Consider the following 24,799-nt stretch of genomic DNA (forward strand, 5'->3'; position numbering starts at 1 on the left):
CATAATCTGATCAACGACCGGGACGGACACCGTGACCAAGATCAAGACCATCACCTGCCATGTCGTGACCACGCCGATCAAACGGCCGTTCACCTCCTCGCGCGGCTGGCTGTACAGGACCCGCGGCACCTGCCTCGTGGAGATCGAGACCAGCGACGGGATCGTCGGCTGGGGCGAGTGCTACGGCCCGCCTGCGGTCGCCAAGGCGTTCATCGACACGCAGCTCGCGCCCCGGGTGATCGGTCAGGACCCGTTCGACGTCGAGGTCGTCTGGGAGGATCTCTACAATCGGATCAAGGATTACGGACCGAAGGGCATGTCGATCGCCGCGATCAGCGGCATCGACATCGCGCTGTGGGACATCATCGGCAAGAGCGTCGGCAAGCCGGTGCACAAGCTCATCGGCGGCGCCTTCCGCACCAGCGTCGACGCCTACGCGACCGGCCTGTACTTCACCGACATGGACCGCCTCGTCGAGGAGGCGGTCGAGGAGGCACGCGGCTACGTCGAGGCCGGCTTCAAGGCCGTGAAGATGAAGATCGGCCTCGGCTCGATCGAGCGCGACATCGCCCGCGTCGCGGCGGTTCGCGAGGCGGTCGGCCCGGACATCCGCCTCATGGTCGACGCTAATCACTCCCTGTCGGTGCCGACCGCCATCCGCATGGGGCGACGGCTCGAGGAACTCGGCATCGAGTGGTTCGAGGAGCCGATCTCGCCGGAGGACCTCGACGGCTACGTCGAGGTCACCCGCGCCCTCGACATCGCGGTGGCCGGCGGCGAGAACGAGTTCACCCGCTGGGGCTTCCGCGACGCGATCACGCGCAAGGCGATGGACATCGTCCAGCCGGACGTGTGCGCGGCCGGCGGCATCACCGAGTGCAAGAAGATCGCCGCGATGGCGACGGCGCACGGCGTCGAGTGCGTGCCCCACGCCTGGGGCTCGGTGGTGGGATTGGCCGCGACCATCCACTTCCTCGCCTCGATCCCCGATCAGCCGCCGTGCCTGTTCCCGGTCCCGCCGATGCTCGAGTTCGAGCAGGAGGAGAACCCCTTCCGGGATCACCTCGCCCTCGAGCCGATCCGGCAGGTCGACGGCAAGGTCGCGGTCCCCACCGCGCCGGGGCTCGGCGTGGAGGTCGACCGCGCCGTGATCGACCGCTACCGCGCCGCCTGAGGTACGACGCGATGCGCTTCGTTACCTTCACGAGCGACGGCGCGGAGCGGGCGGGCATCCTGATCGGCGACGCCAGCGGGCCGGACGACACGATCGTCGACCTCGCCCACCCCGCGATGCAGTCCGCACTCGCCGGCTACGCCCCGCAGGTCCTCGACTTGATCCGCGCCGGCCTTGCGGACGCCGCAGCCCGCCTACGCGATCACGCCATCCCCGCGGCGGCGCGATTGCCGCTCCGTTCGGTGCGCCTGCTCGCCCCGCTGCCCACGCCGGGCCGGATCTTCGGGATCGCTCATAACTACGTCGACGCGCTGGCCGAGCGCGGCGCCCCCCACCCGACCGAGCCGTTCCTGTTCATGAAGGAGCCGTGGACGGTGATCGGCCCAGGCGAGCCTGTGGTGCTTCCGCCGGGCATCGGTGGCTGCACCTACGAGGCCGAGATCGCCGCCGTGATCGGCAGCCGGGCCGATGGGGTACGCGCGGAGGAGGCCCTCAGCCATGTCTGTGCCTACGGCGTGTTCAACGACGTGAGCGCCAGTGAGCTGATCCGCCGCGAAGGCTTTGGACCAGGCAAGAACGTCGCGACCTTCGGCCCGTTCGGCCCCTACCTCGCGACCAGTGACGAGGTACCCGACCCACAGGTGCTGCGGATCGGGCTGTCGATCGATGGAGTAAGCCTGCAAGACTCCAGCACGGCCCGGATGCTGTTCTCGGTGGCCGACCTCGTCGCCCACCTGTCGCGGCAGACTATGCTCGAGCCGGGCGACGTCATCGCCACCGGCACGCCGGCGGGGATCGCGGCTTTGCGCCAGCCGCCGGCCTGGATCCGGCCCGGCACGACGATGACTGCTTGGGTCGAGGGGCTCGGCGCCCTGATCAGCACGGTCGTCGCGGGGGAAGGTCCATGAGCGAACGCCCCGTTGTCCTGTTGACCAACCCGATCCATCCGGATGCCGAGGCGATGCTGGCGGCCCATGCCCGCCCCGTAACCGCGCCTGATCCGAGTCCCGAGACCCTGCGGGCGTTGGTCGCGCAGGCCGAGGGCCTCGTGGTGCGGGTCAAGCTCCCGGACGACATCCTCGAGGGCGCGTCGCGGCTGCGCGGCATCGTCCGCCACGGCGTCGGCCTCGATATGATCCCCGTCGCGGCGGCGACCGCGCGGGGCATTCCCGTCGCCAACCTGCCCGGCAGCAACACGCAGGCGGTGGCCGAGTACGTCTTCGCGTCGCTCTTCCACCTGCGCCGCCAGGTCTGGCAGCTCGACGGCGGCCTGCGCACCGCTGGATGGGGCGCAGTGCGGCCGATCGCCGACGGCCTCTCCGAGATCGGCGGCAGCACCCTCGGGGTGCTCGGCCTCGGCGAGATCGGCGGGCGCGTCGCGAGGATTGCTCATCATGGCTTCGGCATGCGCGTGCTCGGGGCTTCCCGCAGCGGCGCGACGCTCGGCGGTCTCGTCGAGGCGGTCGACCTGGAAGCCCTGTTCGCGCGGAGCGACGCCGTGGTGGTAGCCTGTCCCCTCACCGACGCGACGCGCGGCCTCGTCAATGCGGCGCTGATCGGCCGGATGCGGCCTGGCGCCGTGCTCATCAACGTCGCCCGCGGGCCCGTGGTCGACGCCGCCGCGCTTGCTGTCGCCCTACACGCAGGCACGCTCGCCGGTGCAGCGCTCGACGTGTTCGACGTGCAGCCGCTGCCCTCCGATGACCCACTCCGCGCCTGTCCGAACCTACTGCTCACCCCGCATGTGGCCGGCATCACGCAGACCAGCTCACGCGCGATGAGCGTCGGCGCGGTCGAGGAGATGCTGCGTATCCTGCGCGGCGAGCGCCCGCGCAACCTCGTCAATCCCGAGATCCTGTCCGCCTGAGGGAAGCCCATGCGCATTACCCGCATCCAGTCCGTCCCGATCTCGTTCCGGGTGCCTGAGGGACAGAACGTTCGCCTCGGCATCGGGCGCGCGGTCAAACGCGACGCCGTGCTCGTGAAGGTCGAGACCGACGAGGGGCTCGTCGGCTGGGGTGAGGCGCATCACGGTCGCTGCCCGGGCGCCATCGCCAAGCTCATCGACACGACGCTCGCCGAACTCGTCCTCGGCATGGATCCCCTCGACGTGAACGGTGTCTGGTCCCGGGTCTACCGGATGCAGCTCGCCAGCCACGGCATGGGCGCGGCCGCCGCGATGGCGCTGTCTGGCCTCGACATCGCCCTGTGGGATATCCGCGGCAAGGCGACGGGATGGCCGATCTACCGGCTGCTGGGGGGCGCATCCCGCGCGATGCCGGCCTACGCCGGGGGCATCTCGCTCGGCTGGCAGGAGCCGGCCTCACTGGCCGACGAGGCGCGCGCCCACGTCGCCGCCGGCTACCGGGCGGTGAAGCTGCGCGTCGGCGACAGCCCGCGGCGCGACATCGCCCGCGTCGAGGCGGTGCGTGAGGCGCTCGGCGCGGAAATCGAGATCCTGGTCGACGCCAACACCGGCTACTCAGTCGACGACGTGCGTCGGGTGATGCCTGCCTTCGAGGCGGCGGGGGTCGCCTGGCTGGAGGAGCCGTTCCCGCCGCACGATACGTACAGCTACGGTGAGGCGGCACGACTCGGTACGGTGCCGCTCGCGGCCGGCGAGAACCATTTTACCCGCTACGAGTTCGTGCAGGCCCTGCAGGCCGGCTATCTCGGCTTTGTCCAGCCTGACCTGTCGAAGACCGGCGGCATCACCGAGTCGATGCGGATCGCCGCGCTCGCCTCGGCCTGGAAGATCTCCGTCAACCCGCACACCTCGGCCACCGGCATCAACATGGTGGCGACGCTCCATCTGCTCGCGGCCGTCGACAACCCCGGCTACTTCGAGGGCGACGTGGCCAAGCACAATCCCTTCCGCGACGACGTAGTGGGGCTGCCCTACCGGCTCGACGATCGGGGTGAAGTGCGCCCACCGGACGGTCCCGGCCTAGGCGTCGAGGTCGATGAGCGCTTCCTTGCCGCCAATCCACTGATCGAAGGCCCCTGCTACGTCTGATCCCTCTCGTATCAGACGGTCCCAGAACGCTCAGGACCGTCGCACAAGCAAGAACAGAAAAGCTGGGACGACGGAGGGACGCGTGCTTCACTCGCTTCAACAGCACAGGGAGCGCTACGCCGGCGTCCTGATCGCGCTGATCGGCCTCGGCGCCATCGCGGAATCGGCGACCTACGGCCTCGGCACCCTCGCGGCGATCGGGCCGGGTGCTTTCCCCCTCGCCATGGGCGTCATCCTCGTGGTCTGCGGCCTTGGGATCGGGTTGTCGGAGGCGCAGACCACTGACGCGCACGACCACGACCGCGTCGACCTCAGCCGACCCGAGTGGCGCGGCTGGGGCTGCATCATCGGCGGTATGCTCGCCTTTCTCCTGCTCGCTCGGACCGTCGGCCTGTTCCCGGCGACGTTCGCCTGCGTCTTCACTGCGGCGATGGGTGACCGCACGACGACGCTGCCCGGCGCCTGCATCCTCGCGACGGTGATCGCGGCGTTCGGCTGCGCCCTATTCTACTACGGCCTGCACATCCAGCTGCCGCCGTTCGTCTGGGGGATGTCATGATCGGCACGGCACTCACCGATCTCGCCCACGGATTCGGGGTCGCGCTCCAGCCGACCAACTTCCTGGCCTGCTTCGTCGGCGTCCTGCTCGGCAACATCGTCGGTGTACTGCCCGGTATGGGCGTGATGGCTGCGATCTCGATCCTGCTGCCACTCACCTTCGCGATGCCGCCGGTGGCCGCGATCCTGATGCTGTCCGGCATCTTCTACGGAGCTCAGTACGGGGGCGCGATCTGCTCGATCCTGCTCAACCTGCCCTGCCATCCGCCGCACGCGGTGACTTGCCTCGACGGCTATCCTCTGACCCAGCAGGGCAAGGGCGGCACGGCGCTCGGCATCACGATGCTGGGCGGCTTCTTCGGCGCCTCGTTCGGCATCGTGATGATGATCTTCTTCGCGCCCCTTCTCGTGAGAGCGGCGCTGAAGTTCGGGCCCGCCGACGTGTGCTCGCTGATGCTGCTCGGACTGCTCGCCGGCTCGACGCTGGCCCGCGGCTCGGCAATGAAGGGCATCGCCATGACGACGCTCGGCCTCCTGCTCGGCATCTTCGGCACCGACGTCACATCAGGCTATGAGCGTTTCACCTTCGGACTGCCCGAGCTCGCCGACGGAGTCGAGATCGTCGCCCTCGCGCTCGGGCTGTTTGGCATCGCCGAGTTCCTCAAGAGCGTGAACAAGGTCGAGCCCCTGCGGGGCGGCGCGAGCGTGCGCCTGCGCGACATGCGGCCGAGCCGGGAGGATCTCAAACGCTCCGCAATGCCGATCTTGCGCGGCACGTTGATTGGCAGCCTGTGCTCGCTCATCCCGGGCACGGGCCCGACCATCGCCTCGTTCGTCGCCTACGCGGCCGAGAAGAAGATCTCGCGCACGCCGGAGCGCTTCGGACGAGGCGCGATCGAGGGCGTGGCGGCGCCCGAGACCGCGACGCACTCCTCGGTCCAGGGCGATTTCATCCCGACCATGAGCCTTGGCATCCCCGGCGACGCGGTGATGGCGCTGCTTCTGGCCGCCCTGACTATCCAGGGGATCACGCCGGGGCCGCTGCTGATCTCGCAGCACCCGGACATCTTCTGGGGCCTGATCGCAAGCTTCTGGGTCGGGAACATCTTGCTGATGGGGCTGAACATTCCCCTGATCGGCATCTGGGTGAAGCTGCTGACGATCCCCTACCGCTACCTCTACCCCAGCGCGCTGTTCTTCGTGTGCATCGGCGTTTACTCGACGAGCAGCAGTCTGTTCCAGGTCGGCGAGACGCTGGTGATCGGGATCTTCGGGTACCTGCTGCTGATCCTCGGCTTCCACCCGGCCCCGATCCTCCTCGGCTTCGTGCTCGGGCCGCGCTTCGAGGAGAATTTCAGGCGCGCCATGCTGCTCTCACAAGGCGACCTGACGGTGTTCGTGGAGCGTCCGATTAGCGCCGCCTTCCTCGCCGTCGCCGCCATCCTGATCCTCGGGCAGCTCTACGTGCGCTGGCGACGCAGGGGCGCGCTAGTGCCTGACGGCCCCGTCGTCATGGAAGGCTAAAGCTTGGCCGAGCACGACCGCTGGGTCGAGAGAGTAACGCTGCCATTCGGGCCTTATAAGATCTCGATTTTACTTATCTGATGCTCGTCAGCTCATGACTCTGAGCGCGACCGAGAAAACACGAGCACGAAGTACAGTAATCCTGGATGTGGACTAATTTACCGTTTCCGATTTGAAACGAATGGCAGCCACAATGGACCAAATGTGGGCTGCGTTGCTGTCTGTAAGTAAGCTAGGATATCGATTGAGACATGTGGCAATCTACGAGCGGTGGGTAGCGGATTGCGGTGGAGTACTTTGCCGCTCTCCGTGTATCTGCGAAAAACGGACGAGGAGCCTCGGCAAGGCCCGCCTTTCTGCTTTCTGCTTCTGCATGGCGCGATTGGTCTGACCGATGCCAAAGGCTACCGCCTGGCCGCGCGCACTCTGGCCGCGTCTGGCTACCATGTCGCCTTCGTGCACTACCTCGATCGGACGCAAGGCCGGTGCGGAGCCTAGGCTCGCTTGCGGCAGAACTTCTCGGTCGGGACAGAGACCGCCCGCGACGGAGTGCGATGGTCGGCTGCTCATGATGCTGGATCCAGTCCGCGGTCGCTGCTGAACGTCAAGCATCTTCCCATCCAGCGCCTCGCACTTAGCTCGATCTCACCCGAAGCGTCCGCTTCTGTCGTAGCAATCGCGTTCTTCTCTCGCCTGGTTTTGAGGGAGCCCGATGACCCGCTACGACTTGTTCTAGCTCCGTTTGTGCGCCCATACCGCCCTCTTGCGGTCCGAACGGTCACGATCGGGCGGATCGGCTCCCGATCGCGCGCTCGTCAAATGGTTCGTCGACAACGCCGGCCGCCTTGGCTGTGGCGTGAGCGCCGTGCCCCTCCCCTACCGCCGAGCGCGCTGCTCGCCCGATCCGCGTACGGCGGATCCGCCGCCGCGACGCCGGTATCGCGCGCCCTCAATCGCCTTCAAGAGGTGCTCGACGCACACGAGGCCGCGCTCGCCGCCCTCTCGCCTCGAGGAGATGGTCGTGACCGCGCACGGCCCGCCCCGCGTGCCCCTACCTGAAACCCCGCGAGGGGCGGCCCTGGAGCGCGCGTACGATCAGCATTTGCGCCGCCCCGCCCCGACTCTGCGCGCTGCGCGGCCGCACTTTTATATCGAACGCGACCGCATCGCCACCGAGACCTGCCCCATGCGTGAGCCTATCGCCCGCACCCAGAAGGGTGCCCTCAGCCTCCCAGAATTCCTGCACTGGTCCGGCCTCGGCAGGACCAAGGCACTGGAGGAAATTGCCGCCGGACGCCTGCACGCCGTCAAAGTCGGGCGCCGGCTGCTGATCCCGATTGCCGCGGCTAAGCTCTGGCTCGCGGCTCAGCCGGCGGCACGATACAGTTTCGGCAAGCCTTGAGTCTGCGAAACGGCTGCGTTTTAGTTTACTGCGCAAATCTCTTGATCAAGGCTTCCAAATTTCTGGGTTGTCGGCGCCGTCCATAAGGTTCATTCGGATGTGGGTTTTGAAAGCCTCAACTGAATTTTCGCTGGAAAGAATCAGATGGTACGGATTCCCTGTGCCATAGATAATTATGATTCTTCCATTCTGCTCTGATCGATAGGTTCCGCCGCCTTCGCGTCCGTCGGCCACATAGTAGAGCTCACGGACTAGTTCTGGAGTGTCTTTAAATGTCTCGTTGTCTAAAAATTCAATAAAATCTGTTGTCGATTTACTCATAGCTATCCTGCTGTCCTAGAGCGTTGTGGTTGCATGTAAGAGGACAACTTAAAGGCGAACGACGAAAATATGTCAAGTCGCTTGATCAGATTATGTGGCCTGCTGCTGTATAAAATAGTCATTAATCGCTTGCGGCGATGATAGCAGGCGCATTTTTTAATTAAGATCCCGCAGTATGATGTAATTTGGGTTGATCGCTCAAGAGGCGCTTAAAATATATAGCTCACAGCAAGGTCTCTTTAGGCAGAACGCCTCGTCGGCGCCCCCTGGGATCGGCGTCCGTGGCTCAAGTGTCCGAGGCTTGCACTAGCCAAACGTGCCAAATCGACGCCGCATTGCGTCATCTATCATTGGCCGGTGCTCCGATCAGGCGACCGCGCCGACGACACAATATGCTTCAGCCGGCCGAGCCACGTGCATCGGCACCGGGCGTGTCGAGCCACGCCACTGGTCGAGAAATGCGCCCAGATGCGGGCGCGCGACGCGGTGTTCCTCCAAGCAAGCCACGAGGCTGTCGAGGCTCGCGTCGTGTCCGTGTGCGTCGGTGCGGCCAGTGAGCAGGGCGTGTCTGACGTAGAGGGCGAACAGGTTCAGGCAATCGCACTCGCAATAGGCGCGAACCCGATCGAGCTCTCCAGCCGCCACCATCGCGGCGACCTCCGATCCGTGGCCACCGATCTTACCGGGTAGACCCATAGCCAGCGCCACGTCCTCCATGCCCATACGGGTCGCAGCGCCATAATCGGCGAGCTGTTCCATCAGATCGCAATGCCATTCGGACGCGTAGCGCTGCGTGTAGTTCTCCCACTTCGTGCCGCGGGTGAACCATGCCTCGGCCGGGATGCCGTACATCATCGCTCGCAGCCGCAGCACCGGCAGGTCGAAACCTTTGCCATTCCAAGTAACGACCCGCGCTTGCCGCTTGGCGAAGTGCCGCCAGTAGGCCTGTAGCAGGCGCTGTTCGTCCCAACCCGCTTCGCCACCTGTCCGGCAGCACTCGACCACGTAGCGTTCCACGCCTGCGTGCCGCTCAATGCGAGCCTCGACGAAGGAGATCGCCACGACGCGGTGCCAGATCGGCTTGCGCACAAACTCCCCCTCCGGCCAGTCAGCCGGCACGAGGTCGCGGTCCGGCACGGTCTCGATATCGAGGCAGAGCAGGTGCTCGTGGGACATGGCCTGAGCATGCCGTGCCCGCGCGCTCGGACCAAGTGATGGTGTGCTGGTTAGGTGCGAACATAAGCCGAACTCTCGATCCGCGTTCGATCTTTGCGCCCGACCGATGCGCCGGCGCTACACGCCTTCCTCGCTTTAATACGCGGTTCGCCCACCGGTTGAGTCTGCCAGCGCATCCGATGAGGCCACCTGACACACTGCTGGCTTGGCTTAGCGTACGATAGATCCGAACGCAGGCTGATTTGTATGGCGCGCGCCTCAACAACGGCTCCGAGGCCGCTCCCGCGATCCGATTGCGGACGCGTGACTTTTGATAAGCCCGCACTTCGAAACTCGAGACCGATAAAGTCTGCAGGGATGTCCGCTCGCTCATTGCTACCTCTGCCCGATCTCCCCTTTCTCGCCTCGTCACCTTGACTGTAGGCAGCACGGGCTGGTTAGGTGCTTGCCAACTTCGGGTTGCAGGCGGCAGCAATGCTCGGCGCACGCTGCCGCCTGCTGCACGGGTTAAACACGACGGGACACGCCATGGCGCGGCGACGGGTAAAACGCGATCAGGGCGGCGGCTGGGTAGTGCTGGTCGGCTTGGCATTGTTGATACTTAGTGCTGCGGCTCAGGCGATCCGCGATCATTGGCCAATCGTACTCATCGCGCTCGGTTCGATCGGCTGCCTCTGGGGTCTCATCCGGCAACGTCGCGAACGGGCGGCCATTTCCGCGGTCGCACCCGCCGTTAAGATATCCAGCGCGATGGCCACATCACAAATTATGCGACGTGCGCCGGCACCGCCATCGCACCTCGCCGTCGCCCCGCAGCCGGTCGTCCGAGAGCCTGATATGCCGACGTTCGAGCCCAGTGAGTTGCGCGCATCCGCGGGTGAGCCAGCACGCGTCGTGATCGCGCCCGAGCCCGAATTTCGCATCTCGGCAATTCCCGACGCTTCACCCCCACCGCCACCGATCTTGAAGGGCGATACTCTGGGCGGACAAACGTGCTGGGTAAAGCCGGGCGTGACGATCGACCTTAAAGGTCTCATGATCCCGGGGGGCATGATCTACGTCGGTGAGCGGCTAGGCGCCGATCGATGGTCGACCGAGAACTGTCTCATTAACCCGAAACTGCCGGTCTCGCGCGCCGGCAACGGATCGACGGACGGCATGTCGTACTGGTCGCGCTACGACGCAATTAGCCCGCCCAACCGCCGCGCCTATCTCGAATGGCTGGCCTCCGGCCGCTGCGACCCGTCGGCCGCGATCGGGCTCGTATTTCTGTTTTTCTACGGGTTGGAGTATCGCCTCTTCAAGGCGCGCGCCGTGGCCGACGCCCCCCTGTTGGTGGCGGAGGTCGAGCGATTGCTGAACCTCTACGGGACAAACTCTTCGTTCCGCGGGCACGCCGAGCGCTTCCTCGAAGCGGCCCGCTTGACGCTGGGCGCTCAGGGGGAGAGCCGGCCCGCCATCGTCCTCGACGCGTCGCCGTATGGCTACGAACTGCCGCTCGATGTGCGGGTCTGGCTGGGCCGCAAGCTTGCCGACGGGCGGCCCTTCGACGCCGACGACGCGCTCCTCTGGCTCGCTGCGCTGCCCGACCGTGGGTTTCGGACGCCGGTCACGCGCTGCCCTGAGGAATTTCTCGCCTTTTGGCGTTTGCGCTTCGCGGACAGGCACCCCGACGGCCTCAAGATCAGCGCGCCTAAGGGGCGCATCAAAGCCGCCTACAGGGCCGCGAGCGGGACCTTCGACGTCCCACTCAAAGGCCCCCACGAGACCTTGCCCGACATCGCGGCGGTCTCCGCGCCCGTGAAGCGGCTGCGTGAACTCGTCGAAATCTGCACGACGGAGATCGAGGCGTTCAGCCGCTTCGTCGGCAGACGCCCAGAGGCGCGTTCCAGCGCGCAGGCTGTCCTTCTCCTGCCGCCGGAGCTCGCGGCGTCCGGGCCAGCCTGGGCCGCCCTGCAGGAGCGGACCGAAGCGCTTTTCGCCGGGCAAGCCACGGCGTCGGTCCCTCTGACAGACCTGTTTACGCTCGCCGAACTGTCCCTGCCCTGCCCGGGACGAGTCACGCAGAGCGTCATGGGCCAGCTCTGCGCAATCCTGGACCGCCTCGGCATCGCATTTGAGCCGGATCGCCGTTACGGAGGGGCGCCGCTTGAGGCGACGGCGAGCGTTTGCGCGTTCCGCGCGCCGGATGGGGCGCCGGTCGATCCGGACCGCGCCGAGTATCGGATGTTCCGCGGCCTGATCGAGGTCACGGGTCTCGCGGCCGCGTCGGATGGTAGCATAGCCCGCGAGGAGATTGAGACGATCCTGGTCGACCTGCGCGCCGCGACGGTGCTCAGCCCGGGCGAGCGGGCCCGTCTGATCGCCTACGCCCTCGCGATCCATCTCGACCCGCCCAAGTTGCAGGCGGTTCTGAAGCGGCTCGTCGGTCGACCGCTCGCGGAGCGCGAGGCGTGCGCGCGCGTGGCGTTGGCTGCGGTCATGGCGGACGGATACGCCGCCCCCGCGGAGGTCAAGTTCCTTGAGCGGCTGCACCGGGCTCTGGAACTGCCGATCGATGCCATCTACTCGGCCATCCACCGCAGCACCCCTGAAACCCCGCGGACGTTTTCGGGTCTCGCAGACCCGGGGCCGCGCGCCGCGAACGACGCGCCGGCGATCGACGCCGCCCGGCTCGAGCGCATCCGCCGGGAGACCCTCGCTGTCTCGAGCCTGCTGTCTGATATTTTCGTCGACGACGACGCCGTGCCCGCCGGGCAGGGTCCAGCGGTTGCGGGGACGATGGCTGAGTCGGCCAACCAGAACGCGGCTGGCGCAGTCGGCGAGCGGTTTCCCGGTCTCGACCCAGCCCACGCAGATCTGCTCGGCTTGCTGTGCGATGCCGGGCTCCTGGGGCGCGAGGCCTTCGATCGGGAAGCCCGGGCCCGCAGACTTCTGCCGGACGGCGCCCTCGAGACCATCAACGAATGGGCGTTCGACCGCTTCGGCGATGCCTTGCTCGACGGCGACGGCGACCTCACAATCGCGGCCCATCTCCACGGTCCTTTGTCGCAGATTCGAGCCGCCGCCTGACCGATGCAACCGACCAACGCCATCCGACCGCGCGACCGAGACGCGATCCTGCAGGCTCTGGCCGCTGGCGTCGTGCCGCGGGCGGGCTTGCGCCATATTCAGGTGGGACGTGCCGCCGAGATCGGCGCGCTGGTGCGCGACATCGATCGGATCGCCGACGGCGGATCTGCCATCCGCTTCGTGATCGGCGAGTATGGGGCCGGGAAGACGTTCTTCCTCAACCTGATTCGATTGATCGCCCTCGAGCGCAAGCTCGTGACGATCCACGCCGACCTCGCCCCCGACCGCCGCATCCACGCGTCCGGCGGGCAGGCGCGCGGCCTCTACGCGGAGGCGGTGCGCAACATGGCCACGCGCACCAAGCCAGACGGGGGCGCACTCGCCAGCGTGGTCGAGCGCTTCGTGACCGACGCGGTCAAAGAGGCCGAGCAGAGCGCCGTAGCGGTTGAGAGGGTCATCGACCGCAAACTCGCGCCGCTGCAAGATGAAGTCGGTGGATTCGACTACGCCGTCGTGCTCAAGGCCTACTGGCGCGGCAGCGAAGCAGGTGATGAGGGGCTGAAGGCCGCCGCCTTGCGCTGGATCCGCGGCGAGTTCTCGACCCGGACCGAGGCCCGCCAAGCACTGGGCGTGCGCACCATCGTCGACGACGACGGCGTCTACGACGCGCTCAAGCTGCTCGCCGCTTTCGTGCGATTGGCCGGCTACGGCGGCCTGTTCGTCGTCTTCGACGAACTCGTCAACCTCTACAAACTGCAGAGCGCGCAGGCGCGCAATCAGAACTTCGAGCAGATCTTGCGGATCCTGAACGACGTGCTGCAGGGCAACACCCGCGGCCTCGGCTTTGCGCTGGGCGGCACACCGGAGTTCCTGCTCGACACCCGCCGGGGCCTCTACAGCTACCAGGCGCTGCAGAGCCGGCTGGCGGAGAACAGCTTCGCCAAGGGCGGCCTCGTCGACCTATCGGGGCCGGTCATCCGACTGCAAAACCTCACGCCCGAGGACGTGCTGATCCTGCTGACCAACATCCGCACGGTGTTCGCGGGCAGCGACGCGGCCAAGCACCTCGTGCCGGACGAAGCGCTCGGCGCTTTCATGAGCCATTGCAATCAGCGGATCGGCGAGGCCTACTTCCGCACGCCCCGCACCACAATCCGCGCCTTCGTCCAACTGCTTGCCGTGCTCGAACAGAACCCGGCCGCAGATTGGCGAACCCTCCTGGGTGGCGTCGAGGTCAGCGCGGACGAGGCGCCCGATGTTGTGCCGCCCGGAGCGGACGCGGCCTTCGCCCACGATGAACTCGTCAGCTTCCGTCTCTAGCGCGCGAGCCGCGGGCGCCTACGACCGCCTCGATCCACGGGTCCGCTTCTGGATCCGCGAGCAGGGCTGGGACCGCCTTCGCGACATCCAGGTCCAAGGCATCGAGGCCGTTCTCGAGAGCGAAGCCGACGTCCTCGTCGCGGCGGCGACGGCGGCGGGCAAGACCGAGGCAGCCTTTCTCCCCGTCCTCACCCACGTCGCGGGGCGCGACGATTCAGGGCTCGCGGTCCTCTACATCAGCCCGCTGAAAGCCCTGATCAACGACCAGTTCCGGCGGCTCGAACAGCTGTGCGAGCTCTTGGAGCTGCCGCTCGTACGCTGGCACGGCGACGCGCCACGTGGCCCGAAGACAAAACTCGTGGCCAAGCCTCGCGGCGTCGCCCTGATCACCCCCGAATCCATCGAGGCCCTGCTGATCCGCCGGCCCGCCGACGCCAGGCGTCTCTTCTGCGCCCTCGACTTCGTCATTGTCGACGAGGTTCACGCCTTCATGACCGGCCCCCGCGGCCTGCACCTCGCCTCGCTGCTCAAGCGCATCGACGCCTTTGCGCCCCGCCCGGCGCGTCGGATAGGCCTGTCGGCGACGATCGGCGATCTCGGTGCGGCCGCCGTGTGGCTGCGCCCCAGTGAACCGGCGCGGGTCCGCCTGCTCCAGTCGGACGTCACCGGACTGGACCTGCAGCTGCAGATCCGCGGCTATCTTGAACCAAAGGCGGTCGCTCCGGTTCAACAGACCGAGCCGGCCGAAGACGCCGTCCTGCAGCGTGAGCCCGCCTGTGCGCTTGAGGCGATCGCTGAGCATCTGTTCGCGAACTTGCGTGGTTCGAACAACCTCGTGTTCGGGGGATCCCGGCGCACGGTGGAGGCGCTGGCGGATCAGCTGCGCCGGCGCGCCGAGGAGGCGGAGGTGCCGAACGAGTTCTTCCCGCACCACGGCAACCTATCGAAAGAGCTGCGCGAGGAGCTGGAGACGCGTCTCAAGGACGGCCTCTTGCCAACGACCGCCGTGTGCACCTCGACTCTGGAGCTCGGGGTCGACATCGGTTCAGTCCAGTCGGTCGCCCAGATCGGCGCGCCGCGCTCGTTGGCGTCCCTGCGCCAGCGGCTCGGCCGGACGGGGCGCCGCCTCGGTATGCCGGCGGTGCTGCGCATCTACGTCAGGGAGGGCGCATGCGACGAGCGTTCGGACCTCATGGACGCGCTGCGCGTTGACACCGTGCGGGCGGTCGCCGCAATCCGCTTGCTCGCTGCCCGGTTCGTAGAGCCACCCGCCTTCCCCGACCCCGCGCTCGCGACGGCCCTGCTCCACCAGGTCCTTTCGGTCCTCACCGAGCGCGGCGGCGCGCGGGCCGACGCGGTCTACCAGGCGCTCGGCGGCCCGGGCCCCTTCGCTTCGGTTACGCCGTCAGACTTCGCCGAACTGCTGCGCGGGGCCGCGCGGGCCGAGAGCGGCCTGATCGAGCAGGCCCCGGACGGCACGCTGATGCTCGGCGCGGGCGGCGAGCGGTTGGTGCAGGCGCGCGACTTCTACGCGCTCTTCGAGAGCGCCGACGAGTGGCGCCTGATCGCCGGGACGCGTCCCCTCGGCACGATCCCGCTGAGCAACGCGATTGTCCCGGGTAAGCTCGTCGTATTTGCCGGCCGGCGCTGGCTCGTCGAAGAGATCGACGAGCAGGCTCGGGTGCTGCAGGTCTCCGCGCACCATGGCGGCGTGATACCGAAATTCGACCGGCTCAGCGTCGAGGCCGCCCACGACCGGCTCGCCGCCGAGATGCGGCTGGTCTACGCGGCTGATGACGTGCCGCCCTATCTCGACAGGCAGGCGGCCGCCTTCCTGGCGGAGGGGCGGGCGGCTCACCGTCGGCTGGGGCTGCAGACCGCGACCTCCCTCGACACCGGCCGTGACGTGCATCTGTTTCTCTGGCGCGGCGACGCCCTTTGCCACGTGTTCGCCGCGGCGCTCGCCCTGTTCGGGCTGCAAGCCGAACCGCACGACCTCGGCGTCACCGTCCGCTGGGCGACCGGTGAAGACGTGCGCACAGGTCTCGGCCGCATCGCGGCGTTCCGGGCGGACGATCTCGACCGCTTCACAGAGCAGGTGCAGGGCGTGCAGTCGGCCAAGTTCGACGCCCACGTGCCCGAACCGCTTCTGCGGCGGTTCTGGGGGCGGCGGCATGCCCGCCTCTGGGGGGATCTCGCGCCCCTGGCGACGTCGCTCCTGGGGTCGTTTGCCCGCCAAGCGTCGCACAACGGCGATCGCGCGCATGCATCGGCCGACCAGCGCCTGTGACGCTGGGCCGATCAGCGTCTTCCGTTCAGCATGATCAATTGCCGCTCGCGCGGCCGCCATCCTGTGTCGCCGCCGCCACAACAACCTGTGGTAGGCGTGTTCGGCACCATTGCACGACCACGCAGTCGGGTGGGCACGGAGGGGATATGCCAACGTCGACGTACGAGTTCGGCCGGCTCTCGCCGACCTTCCTGGCTACATTCCTCGGCTGTGCAACGTCGGCGGCCTGGACGCTCGAGAAGCGGCGCGGCCTGCGCCCGGAGCCCGAAGCGGTCGCGGACGCCCAGGCCGCACTCATTCAGCGCAAGGGGCAGGAGCACGAGGACAGCTGCCTCGCCGCGCTCGCCGCCCTCCACGGGCCGCCGGTCGCGATCGCGCGCGACACACCGGAGCGATGCATGGTGGAGACGCGCGCCGCGATGGACCGCGGCGCGCCGCTGATCGCGCAGGCCGCGCTCGCGGACGGGCCATGGATCGGCTACGCCGACTTCCTCGTGCGCGTTGAGGCCCCCTGCCCGACCTGGGCGTGGTCCTACGAGCCGTGGGACGCCAAGCTCGCCCACACCGCGCGGCCCGAGCACGTCATGCAGATCGCCCTCTACGGCGATCTGCTGGCGCGGGTGCAGGGGCGCGTGGCCGAGCACGGTGCGCTGATGCTCGGCAGCGGGGACGCGACCATGTCGCACGTGGTCGAGCGGTTCCGGCTCGCAGACGTTCGGCACTACGTCCGCCGGGCTGCCCGTCGTCTGGAAGTGTTCGCGCAGGACACACCGGTGGGCCTGCAGGGTGAGCCCTGCGGCCAGTGCGGCAAGTGCGAGTGGGGGGCGGCGTGCGACGCGGCGTGGGCAGAGGCCGACCACCTCTGCCGGGTCGCCGACATCTCCCGCCGCCAGCGCCAGCATCTACTGGAGGCCCAAGTCTCGACCGCGGCGCTGCTCGGCGGGCTCGGCGAACAGCGCGTAACGGGCATCGGCGCTCAGACGCTCACGCGTCTGGTCCAGCAGGCGCGGCTGCAGCGGCAGAGCGTCGATGAGGCGCGCGGCGTCTACGAGCTGCTGGCGTATCCCCCCGGTCTCGGGTTCGACCGCCTGCCCCCGCCTCACCCGGATGACCTGTTCTTCGACTTCGAGGGCGATCCGATGCATCCGGGCGGCCTTGAATATTTGTGCGGCGTGCTCTGGCGCGCGCGGCCCGGCGACGGGGACGGCGAGCCGGTGCCCGGGCATCCCGAGTTACGCTTCCTGGCGGTCTGGGCGCACGACCGGGCCCAGGAGAAGCGCGCGCTCCGCACGGTGATGGACTTCCTGACGCGTCGGCTCTCGGCGGCGCCGGGCGCCCATCTCTACCACTACGCGCCCTACGAGAAGACGGCTCTGCGTCGCCTCGCCTCGATGCACGCCGTGGCCGAGACCGCGGTCGACGATCTGCTGCGCGAGGGCCGCATGGTCGACCTCTACCGCGTCGTGCGTGAAGGTGTGCGGGTCGGCGAGGCGAGCTACTCGATCAAGAGTCTCGAGCGCTTCTACATGCCGCCGCGCACCACCGAGGTGACCTCGGGCGGTGACAGCCTCGTGCTCTACGACCGCTGGCGCACGACCGGGGACGCGAGCGCCCTCACGGCGATTCACGATTACAACCGGGACGACTGCCTCTCGACGCTGCTTCTGCGCGACTGGTTGCTCGGCCTCGCGGAGGCCGCCGGTATCACCGTCGGGCGCGGACCGGGGGCGGGCGATGCTCACCCGGACGCGGATGAGGCGCGCGAGATCCGAGAGCAGCGCGAGCGTGAGCAGGCCGAGCTCGAGGCTCGGGTCGCGGGCGCGCCGGGGCTGCCGGGATCCGAGGCGCGCCAGCTCATGGCCGACCTCGTGGGGTTCCATCGGCGGGAACAGAAGCCCGCGTGGTGGGCCTACTTCGACCGCCAGGAACGTGGGCTCGAGGAACTCCAAGAGGACGAGGAGTGTCTCGCCGGCTGCCGCCGTGACGGCGAGGATTGGCTCGGAACAGAGGCGCGCAGCTTCACCTACCGCTTCCACTATCCTGAGCAGGAAACCAAGCTGCGCGCGGGCAGCGAAGTGTGTCTCGCGGCGGGCGGGGCCTCCGCCGGAGAGATCATCGCCGTCGACGAGGCGCGCCGCCTCGTCACGCTCAAGCGCGGCAAGAAGAGCGGGCCTCCGCCGGAGGAGGCGAGCTTCATCCCCGGACAGCCCTTCCGCGTCGACGTAATGCGTCAGGCGGTGTGGACGGTCGCGGCGGACCTGGCTGCGGGCGGCGCGGGCTACCCGCACATCGCCGCGCTGCTGCGGCGCGAGCCGCCCCGTCTTACCGGACGGACGGCGGGAAGCCCCGTCATCCCACCCCATGCGTGCGATGATCCCACCCAACTGTTGGCGGCAGCGATCGCGGCGGTGCGCGCCCTCGACCGCTCCTGGCTAGTGATCCAGGGGCCACCCGGGGCCGGCAAGACCTACACGATCTCCCATCTCATCGCGGCGCTGATCGCCGACGGGAAGACGGTCGGCATCGCCTCGAACAGCCACAAGGCGATCGACAACGTGCTCCACGCGGTCGAGACACGACTCCACGAGGCGGGCCAGTCTGTCGCGATCCTCGGGCAGAAGAAGGACGGCGCGGGCGACGACGGGTATACCGGCCGAGGCTACGTCGCGAGTGTCACCGACAACAAGAAGGTCGACCCGAGCCTGCCGATCCTCGCCGGCACCGCGTGGCTGTTTGCCCGCGAGGAGCTGTGGGCGAGCCGTGACGTGCTGTTCGTGGACGAGGCCGGCCAAGTCTCGCTGGGCAATCTCGTAGCCATGGCGCAGAGCGCGCGCGCGCTCGTGCTCGTCGGCGACCAGATGCAGCTCGCCCAGCCGATCCAAGGCGCCCACCCGCGCGACAGCGGCGTCTCCGCGCTTGACCACCTCCTCGAGGGCTACACGGTGGTGCCGCCGGAGCGCGGCATCTTCCTCGCGCGCACCTGGCGGATGCACCCTGACCTGTGCGGCTTCGTCTCGGCGGCCGTCTATGACGGGCAGCTCCGCGCGGAGGCGGGCTGCGCCCGGCAGCGATTGGTGCTCGGCCCCGACGCGCATCCGGCGCTGAAACCCGCAGGTCTCGCCTTCCGACCGGTCGCGCACATGGGCTGCCGGCAGAAATCGGAAGCGGAGGCGGACGAAGTGCGCGCGATCCTCGCCAGCCTTCTCGGACAGCGCGTGGTCGATCGCCGGGGCGTTGAGCGCGCGATGACGCTCGACGATGTGTTGGTGGTCGCCCCCTACAACATGCAGGTCAACCTCTTGAAGAGCCGTCTGCCCCAGGGCGCGCGCGTCGGCACGGTCGACCGGTTCCAGGGGCAGGAGGCGGAGATCGTCGTCGTCTCGATGGCGACCTCCGGTGCGGAAGACATGCCGCGCGATGCGGCGTTCCTGCTCTCACGCAACCGCTTCAACGTCGCCATCAGCCGGGCGCGGTGCCTCGCCGTGCTCATTGCCTCACCGGGACTGCTCGACTTGGTGGCCAACAGCGTCGAGGAGATGCGCTTGGCCAACCTGTTCTGCTGGGCCGCGGAGGCCTCCGGGTAGGCTACGTCTCAAGCCGCCAGCATGAAGGATCCGGCCCGATCCGGCCTAGTCGGATTGCCCCCACCCGAGAACCGCCCGCATGTCCGCCTTCGAGATCGATCACTCCTCGGTCATCCGGTCCATCCGCAACGATCTGCAGGATCGGTACAGGAGTCTGTTCTCGGTTCTGAAAGAACTGATCCAAAACGCGGACGACGCCGAGGCCGGGCGCTTGTCGATCGATCTACGAGAGGGGATCGAAGGTGCCGGAAACCCGCTGCTGGCCGGTCCGGGCCTGCTCGTCGTCAACGACGGAGGCTTCACCGCCGGGAACGAACGGGGCATCCGGCACCACTCGGCCAGCAGCAAGACGGAGGAGGCTGGCTCCGCAGGCCGATTCGGCCTCGGTCAAAAAGCGGTCTTCCACCTGTGCGACGCCTTCGTGGTGATGCCGGCAAGGTACGGCGACGGCTTCGCGCCCTTCGTCATCAATCCCTTCCACGGCATCGAGACGACCCGCGCGATCACCGGGACGTGGGAGGATGTCGCGGCGGATGCCGCACGCCTGCAGGCGCAGGTGGACTCTGCCGCCTTCACCGGGCGGCACTTGGCGCTCTGGTTGCCGCTGCGGCGCAGCGATCTGTACCCTGCCCCCGGTATGGCCTTCGTCCAGCAACGCTACGACGACGAGGCCGCACGCCGTAGGCTCATGGACGAACTGCTCGAGCGCGACCCCGACCTGGCGACGATCCTCGCCGCGGCGCGCCATCTCGACCGGATTGACCTCAGGTGGCGCGGCACGGACGCGATGTCGCTGGTCCGCTCGGGTGGGCGGCTCGCCTACCTGCGCAACGCGCAGGTCGGATCGAGTAGCGACGCAACGGGCGAGGCGCGCACGTTCGGCGGCGCGATCACGCTGACAACCCGCGCCGGCCCCCGGGAGGTCCGTTTCTCCGGGATCGAGGTCTTGTCGACGGATGCGGACCTTCAAGCGGTCATGGATGACCCGCACTGGCCCTCCACACTGACGATCGAGGGCGAGACGGTTCGGGAGAAGGCGCTGCCGCACGGCGCGGGGCTCCTGGTGCGCGACGCATCGCCGAAGTCCGGCGTCGCGCTCGACTGGGGGGTGTTCCTGCCGACCGGCGAGCGGCCCGCGGCGACGGTCGATCTTGCCAACGCCACGGGGGGCCCCCTTGCGTTGCATCTGTTCCTGCACGGCTACTTCTTTGTCGATCCCGGGCGGCGCGCGATCCTCGGTCTGGCGGGGGACGGCGCGGACGCCGACGGGACGCAGGCCGATCGGGTTCCCGCCAGCTGGAACCGCACGCTGCGCGACCGCGCGGTGCTGGTGCACCTCCCGGACCTACTCCTGGCCACGGTCGGGCACACGGTGCTGTCCTCGGACGATCTCGCCAGCCTTGTGCGGGCCCTGGCCGGGAGCTCGTGGTTTGCCGCACATCGGTCCGCGATCGGGGCGCGGTCCATACTCGCCGAGGTGTGGAACGGGCGCCGGACCGCCTGGGCGACGCTCGGATCGGACGCATCCCTTCGCCCGCTTCCGGCCGCCCTCCTGGGCGCCCCGGCGGACATGCGCGCGCTCCTCCCCGATCTCGACACCTTCGCGCGGGAGCGCGGGCTCACGCTCTGCGCAGCCGATGAGGACGGGACGGCGCGCGCCCTCACGGCGGAGGCGCCGGCATGGCGGGCACCGGAACTCGCGGTGCTGCTGGAGATGACGCCGCCCGACGCCCTCCGGCGGCAAAGGCAGGTCGATGCGCTCGTGCAGATCCTCGACCGTGCGGGCTCGGGATCGGTCGCGCCGGAAGCGGTCGGAGCCGTCCTGCGGCGCAAGCTGCGCGAAGCCATCGCGCTGGACGCGCCACGCTTCCCACCAGACGAGAGCATGCGTGCGCTCGTGCGGCACGTCCCGACCGGCACAGTCGTGTTTCTGCCTGAGCGCGCGACCCACGGCGCCGTCCTGCGCGCGCTCGCGTGTGCGCCTGCCGACGTGCTGGTCGTCAGGGCAGCGTGGCAGGAGTCGGGGGGGCCATGCGATAGGACCTGAGCGAGCTGATGCGTTTTCATAGACTCTGCAGCCACCTATGAGGCCGCAGACCCCCACTGCAAAGCGTTGTCGCTGTGATGTTCGCTCTGAACGGATTGAGGTACCTAACTGGGAGGTCGGTGGCTCAATTTGGGTGTCGTGAACGCTGGTCGCGCCGCTCTTGATCACCCCGGTCATCATCCTAGACGGGTGTCCACAGAGGTGGTACACAGAGGGTATCGCGGGTATCCGCTAAGCTATTGTTGTTGCTCGCCTAACGACGCTCTGGGGACATTCCCTCCATCTCCGCCATGAGGCTGGAAATCCCAACGACGCGGTTCTCATCCATCTCTCTGGCTAGCTTTCGCCGTATTGGAGTTTCGTGTCCGCTTCGGGCTAACTGCGAGAAATTTGCGTAAGTCTGCAGTTTGCGGTTTCAATATTTGTTATCGAGGGGCGTAATCGAAGGAAATTCAACTCGGTATTGTGATTTTCTGCAGTCATTCTGCGCTTCTAAACTGTTCAGGGGCGGGTGGCGCGTTAATTAGGCCGAGCTTTGGCAGCGATCGGCGCACCGCCTCGGCCACGTAGGTCGGTGTGAGATGGGCGTAGTGTTTCTCGGTAACGCGCGTGTCGGCGTGCCCTAGCTGATCGGCGATGACGCGCATCGGCACCCCGCTCATTGCCAGCATGCTGGCGTAGGTGTGCCGCAGGATGTGAAAGGTGCACGGCGGCTCAAGTCCCGCCCGCGCCGAGGCTTCGATCAGCGGCCGCTGTTGGTGTGAGGCTCCCCAGGTTCCTCCATCCGTCCGGGAGAAGACCAGCGCGGTCCTCGGCCGCTCGGCGGCGAGCGCGGCGAAGAAGGTGGCCCCTTCATCGCTCAGTGCGATATGGCGCGGCTTGGCTTGCTTCGATTTGGCGATCATCACGGTGCGCGCCTGCGCGTCGAAGTCGGACGCCCGGATCCGCCCGAGCTCGCCGTAGCGGTACCCTGTTGCTAGTGCGCCGCGCACGAGATCTCGGAATGGCCCGTCGCAGGCGTCGAGCAGGCGCCGGCACTCGGCCGCGGTCAGATAACGGATTTTAGCGGCATCAGCCTCCCGGTAGGGCTTCACCCGGCGCCAAGCCTCGTCCGAGCTGGCCTTGCCCTCTTGGAACGCATGATTGAGCGCGGCCTTCAGGACCGTCAGCACTCGGTTGGCCGTCGCGCGCCGCGCCCGCACGGCCTCTGGGTCCGTCGAATCGACCACGGCCAAACTTCGTGTTTCTGCCCCAGACGCGGTCCGGCGCAGCTTCGGCGCCTCGGCGAGGTCATGGTGCCAGTCGCGAATGCGTTTCGTTGTCAGCGCTGTCAATTCGAGCGCGCCGACCACCGGCAGGATCCGCGCCTCGGCCGCGTAGCGGTCTGCCCGCACGCCCTTCGAACCGCGTCGCTCCCGCGCGGCGAGGTAGTTGGTCAACGCTGTCGCGACCGTCCAAGGGGCTTCCATCGCCTCCTCACCGAGGCCGGCGAGCTCGCGCGCTTTCCGGGCGAAGTAGGCGCGCGCCCGCTCCTGAGCCTGCGCGAACGAGAACACGGTCAGGCCGTCGGCATCCCGGCTGTCGTCGGCGGCGCCGAGCGCGTCGTAGTGTTGCTTGATCCCTTCACGCATCCGCGCGACCCACGTACCGCCAATGGCGCCGCGCCGGTAGCCCACGGCACAGCCGGCCGAGATCACCGTCCAGTATGGCTCGCGCCGAGGGGCGAGCTTGGCGCGCCCAGAACGCGTGTCGAGCTTGGCGTTGCGTACCGTGCGAGCCATGGCGCCCTCCCCGCTTCCGTACGGAAAACGTACGGAAAAGGCGTAGGCGGACGCTAGCGAACCCGCAAGGACGAAAGGTGCTGTTCGCAGAGCAAATTAGAAGTTCGCCGACGTTCGCCGAAGGCCGCAAAATGCCCTGTTATCACTCTTTCACGGCGAAAACACGGGTTCGATTCCCGTAGGGCGCGCCAAAAAAATCAAGCACTTAGCTCAAGACGTTGTACCGGGTGTCCAGTTTGTGTCCCGTCGAGCGGGCCGGACAACCCTGGACGACGCTGGCTTTGGTCGGCCATCAGCACGTCGCCAATTCATACCGATTAAGTGTCGCGCTCACCCGAAGCGTGACCATTTGCTCGGGAAGGATGCAGGCCATGCTCAACGATACGGTTCCAGCCTTTCGGTTTAACCGACCTCGTCCCCCCTCCCCTTCGACCGAGCCGCCGCGTCGAAACGAGCCGGCGAAAGCGACTAACGGGTCGATGGCCTCAAAGCTTGCAAGCAAGCCGGCCGCGTCACTTCGAACCAACGCTGAGGCCGGCAGCCGCGACGCCGTGGCCGCCGACGCCGAACGCTTCCTGCACCAAGCCAAAGGTGCCGCGTCGCAGCCGCTCGGCAGCGCGGGTTGGCTACAACGAGCCGGCTTGAACATCCGCAAGGCGTCGGACGCTCAGCACCTTGAAGCTATCGCCCTGGCCTATGCGACCTACGTCCGCATCAGCAATAGCCCGCTGAAGTCCGCAATCATGGCCGAGCTTGAGACCTTGAGCGGGCGCAAGCGCTCGCGGATCACCCACGACCTGCACTTGATCGTCGAGCGGTTCGTCTCCTACGGCGGCGAGACTCCAGCCGAGCGGCTGGCGGCGCGTAAGCTGATTAGCCGGGACGTCCGAGCGATTCAGCACCTCGAAACTGCCAAGGTGCTGCCGAGCCGGGTTCAGGCGCTGGCGGCTACGCCTGGCCAAGGGCTGCACGCTTGGGCTCGTCAGTGCGCGGTGGCGAAGCGGGTGTCCTCATCCCCGCCGGGGGCCATCGCAGCTGCTCGGCAAGCGAAGGGCGAAGCGCGGCAGCGGGCGCTGGTCCACGAAGTCAGCATCACAACGCGCCGGCCGGACGGCTCTCGAAAGAGTCGGCACCGTTTTAAGATCACCGGGGCTCTGGGAGCAGAGATCTCGGAGCTGCGACGGCGCTTAAAGGGTCTGGAAGCTGGATCTACGCGCAAAGCTTAGCTGGGATGACAAAGCCGACGGTTGAGCGACATCGGATTGATCAACTGCCACTATGCGCCATCAGCGGACCTTTGGGCAAAACCACCTGAATGGCCGCTTGGGGTCCGATAGCTGCCGTTGAGATGGAATGGTCGGTCCGGCGACCACAACGTCCTCATGTCGTGCCTCATAAAGTTGACCCTAACCTTTGGGCGTCGATACGGTCGCCGTCATGGCCATGGCATACTCATACATCCGCTTCCCGCACCCGGAGCAGATGCACGGCGACAGCCTCCGCCGGCAGCGAGAGGCCGCTGATAAGTGGGCGG

The 24,799-nt window shown here is 67.5% G+C and carries 16 protein-coding genes; 13 read left to right on the forward strand and 3 right to left on the reverse strand.

The window, feature by feature from the left end; translation table 11 throughout:
- Window positions 1–31 precede the first annotated feature (31 nt).
- The 7 genes from MKL11_RS31535 to MKL11_RS31565 all read left to right on the forward strand — a co-directional run bounded on the left by MKL11_RS31535 (window position 32) and on the right by MKL11_RS31565 (window position 7,674).
- A complete protein-coding gene (locus MKL11_RS31535) occupies window positions 32–1,174 on the forward strand; it encodes a mandelate racemase/muconate lactonizing enzyme family protein (RefSeq protein WP_243951042.1) in 1,143 nt (380 codons plus the stop codon).
- Between the two features lie 11 nt (window positions 1,175–1,185).
- A complete protein-coding gene (locus tag MKL11_RS31540) occupies window positions 1,186–2,082 on the forward strand; it encodes a fumarylacetoacetate hydrolase family protein (protein WP_243951044.1) in 897 nt (298 codons plus the stop codon).
- Window positions 2,079–3,041, forward strand: a complete 963-nt coding sequence (locus MKL11_RS31545) for an NAD(P)-dependent oxidoreductase (RefSeq protein WP_243951046.1) — start codon at window positions 2,079–2,081, stop codon at window positions 3,039–3,041. Before MKL11_RS31540 ends, MKL11_RS31545 begins: the two co-directional genes overlap by 4 nt.
- 9 nt (window positions 3,042–3,050) lie before the next feature.
- Window positions 3,051–4,190: a mandelate racemase/muconate lactonizing enzyme family protein gene (locus tag MKL11_RS31550; protein ID WP_243951048.1), complete on the forward strand. Its 1,140-nt coding sequence runs from the start codon at window positions 3,051–3,053 to the stop codon at window positions 4,188–4,190.
- Between the two features lie 82 nt (window positions 4,191–4,272).
- On the forward strand, window positions 4,273–4,749 hold the full coding sequence (locus MKL11_RS31555) for a tripartite tricarboxylate transporter TctB family protein (RefSeq protein ID WP_243951050.1): 477 nt from the start codon (window positions 4,273–4,275) through the stop codon (window positions 4,747–4,749).
- Window positions 4,746–6,272 (forward strand): tripartite tricarboxylate transporter permease, encoded by a 1,527-nt coding sequence (locus tag MKL11_RS31560; protein WP_243951052.1) that lies wholly within the window; start codon window positions 4,746–4,748, stop codon window positions 6,270–6,272. The genes MKL11_RS31555 and MKL11_RS31560 overlap by 4 nt, the downstream gene beginning before the upstream one ends.
- 1,021 nt (window positions 6,273–7,293) lie before the next feature.
- Window positions 7,294–7,674, forward strand: a complete 381-nt coding sequence (locus MKL11_RS31565; protein WP_243951054.1) for a hypothetical protein — start codon at window positions 7,294–7,296, stop codon at window positions 7,672–7,674.
- 45 nt (window positions 7,675–7,719) lie between these two features.
- On the opposite strand, the gene MKL11_RS31570 is transcribed toward MKL11_RS31565, so the two are convergent.
- Together MKL11_RS31570 and MKL11_RS31575 are read right to left on the reverse strand one after the other, a co-directional pair.
- Window positions 7,720–7,995 carry a hypothetical protein gene (locus MKL11_RS31570; protein WP_243951056.1) on the reverse strand — a complete coding sequence of 92 codons (276 nt, stop codon included), beginning with the start codon at window positions 7,993–7,995 and terminating at the stop codon, window positions 7,720–7,722.
- 366 nt (window positions 7,996–8,361) lie between these two features.
- Window positions 8,362–9,171, reverse strand: coding sequence for a 3'-5' exonuclease (locus tag MKL11_RS31575; protein WP_243951058.1), 810 nt, complete (start codon window positions 9,169–9,171; stop codon window positions 8,362–8,364).
- A gap of 441 nt (window positions 9,172–9,612) precedes the next feature.
- On the opposite strand from MKL11_RS31575, the gene MKL11_RS31580 reads away from it, so the two are divergent.
- The 5 genes from MKL11_RS31580 to MKL11_RS31600 all read left to right on the forward strand — a co-directional run bounded on the left by MKL11_RS31580 (window position 9,613) and on the right by MKL11_RS31600 (window position 21,484).
- Window positions 9,613–12,243, forward strand: coding sequence for a TerB N-terminal domain-containing protein (locus MKL11_RS31580; RefSeq protein WP_243951060.1), 2,631 nt, complete (start codon window positions 9,613–9,615; stop codon window positions 12,241–12,243).
- 3 nt (window positions 12,244–12,246) lie between these two features.
- Window positions 12,247–13,563, forward strand: coding sequence for an ATP-binding protein (locus tag MKL11_RS31585; protein WP_243951061.1), 1,317 nt, complete (start codon window positions 12,247–12,249; stop codon window positions 13,561–13,563).
- Window positions 13,538–15,853, forward strand: a complete 2,316-nt coding sequence (locus tag MKL11_RS31590) for a DEAD/DEAH box helicase (RefSeq protein WP_243951063.1) — start codon at window positions 13,538–13,540, stop codon at window positions 15,851–15,853. The genes MKL11_RS31585 and MKL11_RS31590 overlap by 26 nt, the downstream gene beginning before the upstream one ends.
- Window positions 15,854–15,999: 146 nt before the next feature.
- Window positions 16,000–19,437 (forward strand): TM0106 family RecB-like putative nuclease, encoded by a 3,438-nt coding sequence (locus tag MKL11_RS31595; protein ID WP_243951065.1) that lies wholly within the window; start codon window positions 16,000–16,002, stop codon window positions 19,435–19,437.
- Window positions 19,438–19,516: 79 nt separating this feature from the next.
- On the forward strand, window positions 19,517–21,484 hold the full coding sequence (locus MKL11_RS31600) for an ATP-binding protein (RefSeq protein WP_243951068.1): 1,968 nt from the start codon (window positions 19,517–19,519) through the stop codon (window positions 21,482–21,484).
- A 479-nt stretch (window positions 21,485–21,963) separates the two neighbouring features.
- Here MKL11_RS31600 and MKL11_RS31605 read toward each other — a convergent pair whose 3' ends face one another.
- The gene (locus tag MKL11_RS31605) at window positions 21,964–23,265 is read right to left on the reverse strand and encodes a tyrosine-type recombinase/integrase (protein WP_243951070.1); all 1,302 of its coding nucleotides are present in this window, start codon (window positions 23,263–23,265) and stop codon (window positions 21,964–21,966) included.
- Between the two features lie 371 nt (window positions 23,266–23,636).
- Here MKL11_RS31605 and MKL11_RS31610 point away from each other — a divergent pair, with 371 nt between their 5' ends.
- Window positions 23,637–24,491, forward strand: a complete 855-nt coding sequence (locus MKL11_RS31610; RefSeq protein WP_243951072.1) for a hypothetical protein — start codon at window positions 23,637–23,639, stop codon at window positions 24,489–24,491.
- Window positions 24,492–24,799: the final 308 nt, after the last annotated feature.

Source organism: Methylobacterium sp. J-077, from assembly GCF_022829365.1.
Taxonomy (GTDB): Bacteria; Pseudomonadota; Alphaproteobacteria; order Rhizobiales; family Beijerinckiaceae; genus Methylobacterium.